This window comes from Mycobacterium sp. (assembly GCF_050701675.1).
Classification (GTDB): Bacteria; Actinomycetota; Actinomycetes; order Mycobacteriales; family Mycobacteriaceae; genus Mycobacterium.
This window is the reverse complement of sequence record NZ_JBOGDD010000862.1, coordinates 1-9,609: the sequence shown is the minus strand read 5'-3', so window position 1 is coordinate 9,609 and position 9,609 is coordinate 1. Positions and strand designations below refer to the sequence as shown.

Here is a 9,609-nt window from a genome sequence, read left to right as displayed (position 1 = left end):
GAGCAGCACCAGCAGGATCGGTGCCCACAGCCCGATCGTGGCGTACGACGGCACCAGCCCGACGCACAGGGTTGCGCCGGCCATCATCAGGATGGTGATCGCCAGCACCCTCTTGCGGCCGAGCCGGTCACCCAGCGGGCCCCAGACGAAGCCACCGAGGGGCCGGACCAGGAACGAAACGGCGAACGTCATCAGCGCCAGCAGCGTCGCGGTGCTGGTGTCCCCTGGGAAGATCGCCGCGGAGATGTAGGTCACGCCATAGGCGTAGATGCCGTAGTCGAACCACTCGGTGGCGTTGCCAATCGCGGACGCTGCGACCGCTTTCCGCACGACACTCGGCGACGACACGATTTCGGTCGGATGAGCCTGTTCGGAACCCACGGGATCCTCCTCGTCCATCGACTCTGAGTCCCGTCGGTCACCTCGCGGGGGAGCGGGTGGTGACTTACGTCGCAAAGTCGTAGTTTTGTTGACAATCCGTCACGTTTCCACGGTTGCACGCCATCGGCAAGAGTTCACCGTTACCTCCCGGTTAAACCTGCCGTCACCCACCGAGCAGGTCACCGGTCACAAAGGATGAAGTCCGGGGTGTTGAGGGATGTGTGGTCGTCCCGTCGCGTCTAGCCTCGGAACGGTGAGCAAAGGTCGCACAAAGGTTCTGATCATCGGGGGCGGCTTCGGCGGCTTGTTCTGCGCTCGCCGCCTTGGCGGTGCCGACGTCGACGTCACGCTGCTCGACCGCGCAGCGTGCCACGTCTTCCAGCCGCTGCTCTATCAGTGCGCCACCGGGACGCTGAGCGTCGGGCAGATCAGCCGTTCGCTGCGCGAGGAGCTGGAGCGCCACCGCAACGTCACCACCCTGCTCGGTGACGCGATCGCCCTCGATCCCGACACGCGCCGGGTCACCGCCCGCCGTCCCGATGAGACCACCTTCACCCTCGACTACGACGTCCTGGTCGTTGCGGTCGGGATGCAGCAGTCGTACTTCGGCCACGGTGAATACGCGCAATGGGCGCCGGGGATGAAGACCCTCGACGACGCACTGTCGGTCCGCAGGCGGCTGTTCGGCGCCTTCGAGATTGCGGAAACGTTACCCCCGGGACCGGAGCGCGCCGCCTGGTTGACCTTCGTCGTCGCGGGTGGCGGACCCACCGGGGTGGAGCTGGCAGGGCAGATCCGGGAGATGGCCACCCGCACCCTGGCCAACGAGTTCCACAGCATCGAGCCCGAGGAAGCAAGGGTGCTGCTGTTCGATGGCGGCGATCGCCTGGTCAAGAGCTTCGCGCCAAAACTGGCGGGCAAGGCCGCCAAGGTCTTGGAAGATCTGGGCGTCGAGCTGCGGATGGACGTGCACGTCACCGACGTCCGTCGCGACGGCGTGACCATCTCACCGAAGGCCAGCGGTCCGGACGAGGAGTACGCCGCGCGTACCGTGCTGTGGACCGCAGGCGTCGAGGCCGTGCCATTCGCGCGCCACGTCGCCGAGGTACTTGGCGCCTCGTCGGATCACGCGGGGCGGATCGCAGTCGACGCCGACCTGACCGTGCCCGGTCACTCGGAGATCTTCGTCATCGGCGACCTCGTTGGCCGCGATCACCTGCCCGGTGTGGCCGAGAACGCCATGCAGGGCGGCCTGCACGCCGCCGCCTCCATCCGGCACGACCTCGCAGGCACGCCCCGCAAGCCCTACCGCTACCGAGACCTCGGCTCGGCGGCCTACATCAGCCGCGGGCATGCCCTGCTGCAGGCCGGCCCCATCAAACTGACCGGCTTTCCCGGTTGGGTGGGCTGGGGTTTCGTCCACATCGCCTTCCTCACCGGCCTGCAGAACCGCATCAGCACCCTGGCGACCTGGTTCAGTGCCATCGCCCGTTCGAACCGCACCGACCGCACGTACCTGCTCGGCAACGGCACTCCGTCAGAGCAGCCGTATACCTGGCCGAACTGCGACCTGTCCGCGGTGAACTCCAAGTCGACCGACGCCATCCCCGGGCCGGCCGCCGGCACCGCCTAGCCATCGCCGGCTCCGTGGCGTCACGAAAACCAGTGCAGCCAGGAGGAAGCGCTCTCCGCGCGATTGCCCCCGGTGCACACTTGAACGCGAGTCACTGAGCTGGGGAGGTCGGCGTGACGACCAGGGGTGCCCGCGCGAGCTTCGCAGTCACGGTGTTGGCGGTCCTGACGGTCGCGGCACAGGTGCTGACGACGGCATGCGATGCCGACCACGGCGCGACGCCGACGGGAACACCGTCGACGACGCCCGCCGAGCAGGCACTGGCCGCCCGCCCGTCCTGTGTGGCCGCACTGCCTGCGGCTTGGGGGCAGGCGGTCGAGGACAGCGCGGTCAATACCGGCGGAGTGTCCACCGAAGTGCTCGCCGTGGGACCGGCCGGCGAGGTCGTCGCCGTCCGCGACAACGGTGACACCCGCGACCTGCTGGTGATCGGAGCCGACAAGACCGTCACCGAGATCTACCAGGTTCCCGAGCCCAACCGAAACGACGTGGGGTCCGTTGCGGTGGACGAGCGCTGGATCGTCGTCGGCGTCGACCGCATCCCCCGCGGCTCCAACGGTGTGCTGAACAGCATCATCCGCATCGACGTGATCGACCGCCAGAACGGGTCGGTGCGGACCGTCGCGCAGCGGTCCGACGAGGACTACCTGGTCGGTGCCAACGGGCTCGACACCGTCGCCCTGTTCGACGGCAAGGTGTATTGGACCGCCTTCGCCTCCGACCAGTACGGCCGCGGCACCGGCACCGTCAGATCGTTCGACCTCGGCACCGGCGCCGAGACAGAGGTGGCATCGGGTGACATCGGCGACGTGCGGGCCACCGCGACGGGACTCACCTGGACGGAAGGTGGTCGGCGGGGCTACCCGGACGTCAACATGTGGCAACGCGCCAAGGTCCAGATCGCCGCCCCGCTGCCGCCGCCCGTGGCCGACGCGCTCCACTCGGGTCCTGACCGCCTCAGCCTGGCCACCGACGGCGCCGTCTACGCCTGGCTCACCGGGGTCGATCGGGGTGGCAGCGGCGTCGCGTGGTGGTCACCGGACTCGGGTCTGGTACGCGTCACCGGTGACGTCGTTCGGGTGACCGACGTGCTGCCGCCGGTGTACGTGGTGGGTTCATACGTGGTCATCGGCGAGCACCGTCAGGGCGACACGGCGGATCAGGACACCTTCGCGACGGTCGTCGACGTCCGCTCGGGGGCAGTCACGTTCCTGAACCAGTACGTCGCTGGTGTCGACGGCGGGACCATCGGGTTACGCCTGCGGACGGGCCCAGGCAAGTTGGCGGGTTCGATCGCGGGTGTCCTTCGATCGGACGCCCTGCCTCCGATCTTCTGCTGACTCCCTCGGCGGTCGTCTCTCACCGGTCGTAGGCTCGGTGTACCTCGGGAAGGCGGCGGCTGGTTCGATGAGTTCAGTGGACATCAGCGCTGACGTCATCGTGATCGGCGGCGGCATCGCCGGGCTGTCGATCGCCTACGAGCTCTCCCGTGCCGCGCGGGTGTCGGTGCTCGAGAGGGAGTCGACACTGGCGTATCACACCACCGGCCGGTCGGCGGCGACCTTCCTCGAAACCTATGGTGGGGAACAGATTCGAGCGCTCACGACGGGGAGTCGCGCGTTTCTGGAGCAGCCGCCGGATTGCTTCGACACGGCATTGATGAGTCCACGTCCGCTGCTGCAGTTCGCGGCCACCGGACGGGGGCACGTCATCGAACGGATGCACGCGTCCGTGGTGTCGCTGGTCTCCGATGCCGAACTGCTGAGCGGCGCTCGGTGTTGCGAGGTCTTTCCGATGCTGAGACCCGAGGTGGCCGAGTGCGGGCTCTACGAGCCGCGGGCGATGGCTCTCGACGTCGCAGCCATCCATCAGGGTTACGTACGCGGTGCGCGCGCCAACGGCGCCGTCGTCTACCGCGATGCCAGGGTGGTGGGCCTGGCCCAGCGTGCGAACCGCTGGACCGTGACCACCGCCGACGGGCGATTGCATCGGGCCCCCATCGTCGTCAATGCCGCCGGGGCGTGGGCCGACGTCGTCGCCACGGCAGCCGGTGTGAGCGGGGTTGGCTTGACGCCGCTGCGCCGCACGATCTTCACGGTGGCCTCACCAACGGGTGAGCGGGACGACGGCTTGCCCACCTGCAGCGACGTCGACCAGTCGTTCTACGTCAATCCCGAAGGGGCACAATTTCTTTGCTCGCCCGCGGATGAGACGCCCTCCCCGCCATGTGACGCCAAGCCCGATGAGCTGGAGATCGCGCGTGCCATCGAGGCGATCAACACCGCGACCACTCTCGGCGTCCGCAGCATCGGCACGTCCTGGGCCGGCCTGCGCACCTTCGCGCCCGATCGCAACTTCGTGATCGGCGAAGATCCCGAGGCGCCCGGTTTCTTCTGGTTGGCCGGCCAAGGTGGATACGGAATTCAGACGGCGCCATCCGCCGCCCGGTTGGGCGCCGCGTTGGTTCTCGGGCAAGCGGTGCCCGCCGATCTCGTCGCCCGCGGACTGGACGTCACGCAGCTCGCGCCACGGCGCGCAGGCACGTCGGCCTGACCGTCAGGGCGCCAGCCGTCGCGCAAGCTCGGTACCCAGCCGATGCCCGGACAGCCACGCCGACTCCACGCGCGGCGCACCGGATGGACACCACGAGTCGCCGCACAGCCCGAGCGGGCGGCCGCCCCACGTCGTCAGGCCGAACGCGTCGTCACCGTGGGTCCCAGTGGGTTTGGCGAACGTCCAGCGGTGGACGTGGGTCCACTCCGGATCCACCGAGACGCCGAGCACCCGCAGCAGCGCTGCCCGCACCGGCGCCACCGCGTCGTCCGACGACTCGAGATGGGCGCGGGCACGCTGCGCCGTCGTGTGGGCGACGAGGACGGGGGCGCCGTCCCCGCGCCGCGACCCGTCGTCGGCGATCATGGTGAGGTCGGGATCGTCGTTTACGAACGCCGCGTCCGCGACGGGCCAGCACCGCTGCGGCCAACCCGCCGCGACGGCGATCACCGGCTCGTAGGCGATCCAGTCGACGGCGTCCGGCGCCAGTCGCGCGGCCTGCGGGTCGGGCATCGCCAGCACGACCGCGTCGTGGTCGAGGTCTTCGAGCGCAGCGACCGCCTCACCGAGGCGTACGCCATCGGGCAACGACGCCCGGACCAGCGCGCGCAGGCCGCCTGGCGCGGCACGTCGCATCGGCCCGGACGTCCGGTGGTGCCCGTCGGCGGAGAACACGTCGAAGGTGTCGGTCCAGTCCCGGACCAGGCCGTGGGCGGCCCAGCCGTCGACGATCGCGCTGAAGTCCGGATCCTTGGCGGTGAAGTACGCCGCACCGACGTCGACCCGGCGGCCGTGCAGCGACGGTGAGGCCATCCGGCCGCCGGGGGCTTGGCCGCGTTCGATCAGGTCCACCTCGATTCGATGCTCGCGCAACGCTCGAGCACACGCCGCCCCGGACAGACCGGCTCCGACGACTGCGACTCGAGGGGACATGGTTCCACGCTAATCCGGGAGCCGCCCCGAACTAGGGTTCTCGGTAGACGTCGACGCCCGGAGGGACGCGCATGTTCTTCGCCATTCTCAGTGGGCTGCTCGGGTTGATCACCCTCTATCTCTGGAAACGGCTGGTCAAGGACACGACCGGGCCGGGACGCACGCGCTGGGTCCTGACCGCCGTCCTGGTCGTGCTCACGGCGCTGGTCGTGGCGACCTTGACCTTGCCGCGCGTCATCGGGGTGACCGCGTCGACGTGGTTTGCCTGGCCCGGGTACCTCTGGTTCGCCCTGGTCGTCTACCTGTTCCTGATCTTGCTCGTACTGGAACCGGTCCGCCTCGCGCTGCGGGGTTGGACGAGGCGGCCGCCGTCGACGGAATCGGAAGCCGAGGATCCGCCCACGGCGTCGTCGGCGGTGAACCGGCGGCTGTTCCTCGCCAGGGCGAGTGCCGCGGCCGCAGGCGCGGCCTCGGTGGGCGTGGTCGGGTTCGGAGTGGCCACTGCGCTCGGGCCACCGGATCTGCTGCGGGTGCCGGTGCGCCTGCGCAGGCTCGATCCCGCGTTCAACGGGTTTCGGATCGCCGTGGTGTCGGACATTCACCTCGGCCCGCTGTCGGGCCGCGCGCACACCGAGCGCATCGTCAGGATGATCAACGAGACCGAGCCGGACCTGGTGGCGATCGTCGGCGACCTGGTGGACGGTACGGTCTCCGAGCTGGGCCCGGCCGCGGAACCGTTGCGGGACTTGCACTCCCGAGAAGGAAACTTCTTCGTCACCGGCAACCACGAGTACTTCGTCGATGATCCGGTTGCCTGGCTCAGTGAGCTGGAGCGGCTCGGGGTTCAGCCACTGCGCAACCAGAACACGCTGATCCGGCGTGGCACCGGGGCCTTCAACCTCGCCGGTGTGAACGACCTCGCCGGCGTGTCCAGGTCGGACCCGCCGGACTTCGACCGGGCGCTGTCCGGGCTGGACTCGGCCAGGCCGACGGTTCTGCTCGCGCACCAGCCGGTGCAGGTGGCGCAGGCCGCTGCGCGTGGAGTGGATCTGCAGTTGTCCGGGCACACCCACGGTGGCCAGATGTGGCCGTTCCACTATGTCGTCCGGGCCGTTCAACCGTCGCTCGCCGGGCTGTCCTCCGTGGACGACACGCAGCTGTACGTCTCGCGTGGCGCCGGGTTCTGGGGTCCGCCGGTACGCGTCGGAGCGCGACCGGACATCACGGTGCTGTCTCTTCAGAGCTAGCCGCGGCAGGCGTGACGGGAGAGATATAGATAGTGCGCTAATGATTCGCGTACTATTTAGTTGTGGCCACATCGACTCGATCCGACCTTGATCCGCTCGCTCTCGGACAGCAGGTCTGCTTCGCCTTGGCGGTCACCAACCGAGCGGTGCTCGCCGTCTACCGGCCACTGCTCGAACCCCTTGGCCTGACCCATCCGCAGTACCTGGTGATGCTCACGCTCTGGGACCACCAGAAGGTGGCCGTCGGGGGCCACCCACCGCTGTCGGTCAAGCAGATAGCCGCGGCGCTGCAACTGGATTCGGCAACGCTCTCGCCGATGCTCAAGCGTTTGGCCGCACTCGGCTTCATCACCCGCACCAGGAGCGCCGCCGACGAGCGATCCACCCACGTCGTCCTGACGGAACGCGGCACGGCGTTGCGCAACCGCGCACTCGAGATCCCTCCGGCCGTCGTGACGCGCCTCGGCGTCGACCTGGCCGAGCTGGAGGAGTTGCGCCGGGTGCTGACCCGCGTCAACTCCGCCGCCCTGGCCGCGGGTGCACTCGACTGAACCCCATTCCGACCTGAAGGAGGCCGCCATGTCCACCACCCGCCCCACCCCGTGGGAGTACGTCACGTACGCCTACGGCCGACGACTGCCCGCGTCGATGCACACGTGGGTGGCCGAGGACCTGGCCGGTCAGGGAGCCGTCCGCAGGCACCTGATTCGGATGGCGATCCCACCGCTTCTGGTACTCGCCCCGATCTGGCTGATTCCCGCTTCGTTCTACGTGCACTTCGAGATGACGGCGCCGATCTACATCTGGGCCGTGCTCATGTCGCTTGCGTTGAACAAGGTTTGGCGCCGACACCGGTTGGCGCAGCACGGTCTCGACCCGAATCTGGTCGACGTGATCAAGCGCAAGAGAGACGCCCGCCTCCACGAGGACTACGCCCGCCGCTTCGGACCGCGCCCGCCAGAAGCCAAGTGGCAGTCGAACAGCAGCCCGTTCTAACGGCCGCGGGGCTCGAAGGCGGGTGCGACGAAGCGCTCCAAGATCTCGCGTTCCGTTTGACTGTCCCCGATGGGTTGATGCACCAACGACAACACCAGGTGGACGATCCACTGGGCAGCCCGTGGATCGTCCGCGGCGATTCCGGTCAGCTCGGCGGCCAGACCGGCGATCACGGGTGACGCTGGTAGGTCGGTGCGTCCGAGCATGGTCGGGTGGCTGACCATCAGTTGCCCGAGTGGGTCGGACCTGATCTGTTCGAGCGCAACGGTGATGGCGGTGACGACTCGGTCAGGGCCGGTCATGCCCGCAACGGTGCGCCGAACAGTGTCAACGATTCGTCCCGCGCCACGGAGGACGACGGCATCGCGGATCTCCGTCTTACCGCCGACGTGGCGGTAGATGGTCGCGCGCGAACAGTGTGCTCGAGCGGCCAAGGTGTCGATGTCCAGGGCGGCGAGTCCCCGTTGAGCGACGAGGTCGGTGGCAATGTCGTAGATGCGGTCGGCAGCGGCTGCGCGCCGATCACCACCGACCAGCCAGTCGTCTCGAGCCATTGGTGAACCTTTCCCGCCATGCGTCACGAGGGTGATGAATTCTCACCGTGAGACGATTCTGCCGTTACGTCTCAGCCTTCGGGCAGGTGGGGGGCGATCGCTGAGACAGCGGGCGCCGGAGTCCTCCGCGACGTCGTTCAACTTCTCCGTAATGCGTTGACGCGTCCCGTCGTCGCAGATCAGCCTGGAGGAATGACGGTTGACGGCCGGTTGGGTCTTGAGCTCTTCGACGCCGAATGCATCCAAGATCCGTATCCGCTCTACGCGCGCATGCTGGCGACGGGCCCGGTGCATCGGATCGGCGACTCGGGGTTCCACGCGGTATGCAGCTGGGACGCGGTCAATGACGTGATCGCTCGCCCCGAGGACTTCTCCTCGAATCTGACGGCGACCATGTCGTACCAGCCCGACGGCACGGTGGCCGCCTTCGAGATGGAGGGAATCGGCGGCGCGAGTCACGTGCTCGCCACCGCCGACGACCCCGCGCACGCCGTCCACCGGAAGGCGTTGGTTCCGCAGCTCGCCGCGAAGCGGATTCGCGCCTCCGAGCCGTTCATCGTCGACACCGCCAACCGGCTTCGGAACGCGCACTTACCGGGCGGTCGCATCGAGTGGATGAGCGCAGTGGCCAATCGACTGCCAATGACGATCGTCGGGCGGATCATCGGCGTCCCCGACGAGGACACCGACAAGCTCGTTCGCTGGGGATACGCGGCGACCCAGCTGGTCGAGGGACTCGCCGACCGGCATCAGCTCGTCGCGGCAGGTGTCGCCGTCACCGAACTCGGCGGCTACCTCACGGAACAGCTGGAGCGGGCATCTGCGGACCCGCGCGACAACCTGCTCGGAGACCTCGCGGCGGCGTGCGACTCGGGGGTAATGGAACGCACCGCTGCGCTTTTCATGTTGATCACGCTGTTCAGCGCCGGAGGTGAATCCACGGCCTCCTTGATCGGCTCGGCGACGTGGATCTTGGCGACACGTCCGGACGTCCAGCAGCGGTTGCGTGACGACCCGGATCTCGTCGGCACCTTTCTCGAAGAGGTGTTGCGCTACGAACCACCGTTCCGCGGCCATTACCGTCACGTACTGCGCGACACCACCCTCGGCGGAGTCGACATCGCCGCCGGTTCGCGCTTGCTGCTGGTGTGGGGCGCAGCCAACCGAGACCCTTCTCATTTCGAGGACCCCGACCAGTTTCGCCTCGATCGGGTTGATGGCAAGGGGCACATCGCCTTTGGTAGGGGAGCGCACTTCTGCGTCGGAGCCGCGCTCGCTCGCCTGGAAGCCAGGATCGTGCTCGGTTCACTGC

Annotated in this window: 10 protein-coding genes; 7 read left to right on the top strand and 3 right to left on the bottom strand. The window is 68.2% G+C overall.

Annotation, left to right across the window (positions count from 1 at the left end; genetic code table 11):
- Positions 1-399, bottom strand: a 399-nt coding sequence (locus ACRDUX_RS26520; RefSeq protein WP_526418120.1) for an MFS transporter, incomplete at its 3' end; no start/stop codon positions are given.
- Between the two features lie 235 nt (positions 400-634).
- Between ACRDUX_RS26520 and ACRDUX_RS26515 the strand changes: the two genes are divergently transcribed.
- The 3 genes from ACRDUX_RS26515 (at position 635) to ACRDUX_RS26505 (ending at position 4,567) form a co-directional block, all read left to right on the top strand.
- The gene (locus ACRDUX_RS26515; RefSeq protein ID WP_526418118.1) at positions 635-2,014 is read left to right on the top strand and encodes an NAD(P)/FAD-dependent oxidoreductase; all 1,380 of its coding nucleotides are present in this window, start codon (positions 635-637) and stop codon (positions 2,012-2,014) included.
- Positions 2,015-2,127: 113 nt separating this feature from the next.
- The gene (locus tag ACRDUX_RS26510; RefSeq protein WP_526418116.1) at positions 2,128-3,354 is read left to right on the top strand and encodes a hypothetical protein; all 1,227 of its coding nucleotides are present in this window, start codon (positions 2,128-2,130) and stop codon (positions 3,352-3,354) included.
- Positions 3,355-3,421: 67 nt separating this feature from the next.
- Entirely contained in the window at positions 3,422-4,567 is a 1,146-nt protein-coding gene (locus ACRDUX_RS26505) for an NAD(P)/FAD-dependent oxidoreductase (RefSeq protein ID WP_526418114.1), read from the top strand.
- 3 nt (positions 4,568-4,570) lie between these two features.
- On the opposite strand, the gene ACRDUX_RS26500 is transcribed toward ACRDUX_RS26505, so the two are convergent.
- Positions 4,571-5,500, bottom strand: coding sequence for an NAD(P)/FAD-dependent oxidoreductase (locus ACRDUX_RS26500; RefSeq protein WP_526418112.1), 930 nt, complete (start codon positions 5,498-5,500; stop codon positions 4,571-4,573).
- A gap of 71 nt (positions 5,501-5,571) precedes the next feature.
- Here ACRDUX_RS26500 and ACRDUX_RS26495 point away from each other — a divergent pair, with 71 nt between their 5' ends.
- From ACRDUX_RS26495 to ACRDUX_RS26485, 3 genes are all read left to right on the top strand, one after another.
- Complete coding sequence (locus ACRDUX_RS26495; protein ID WP_526418110.1) at positions 5,572-6,747, top strand: metallophosphoesterase; 1,176 nt, start codon at positions 5,572-5,574, stop codon at positions 6,745-6,747.
- A gap of 62 nt (positions 6,748-6,809) precedes the next feature.
- Positions 6,810-7,298, top strand: coding sequence for a MarR family winged helix-turn-helix transcriptional regulator (locus ACRDUX_RS26490; protein ID WP_526418108.1), 489 nt, complete (start codon positions 6,810-6,812; stop codon positions 7,296-7,298).
- Positions 7,299-7,326: 28 nt separating this feature from the next.
- Positions 7,327-7,743, top strand: a complete 417-nt coding sequence (locus ACRDUX_RS26485) for a DUF5313 family protein (RefSeq protein WP_526418106.1) — start codon at positions 7,327-7,329, stop codon at positions 7,741-7,743.
- Here the strand turns inward: ACRDUX_RS26485 and ACRDUX_RS26480 are convergent.
- Positions 7,740-8,297, bottom strand: a complete 558-nt coding sequence (locus ACRDUX_RS26480; protein ID WP_526418104.1) for a TetR/AcrR family transcriptional regulator — start codon at positions 8,295-8,297, stop codon at positions 7,740-7,742. The two genes, ACRDUX_RS26485 and ACRDUX_RS26480, sit on opposite strands and share 4 nt — an antisense overlap.
- A 192-nt stretch (positions 8,298-8,489) precedes the next feature.
- Between ACRDUX_RS26480 and ACRDUX_RS26475 the strand changes: the two genes are divergently transcribed.
- Positions 8,490-9,609, top strand: a 1,120-nt coding sequence (locus ACRDUX_RS26475; protein ID WP_526418102.1) for a cytochrome P450, incomplete at its 3' end; no start/stop codon positions are given.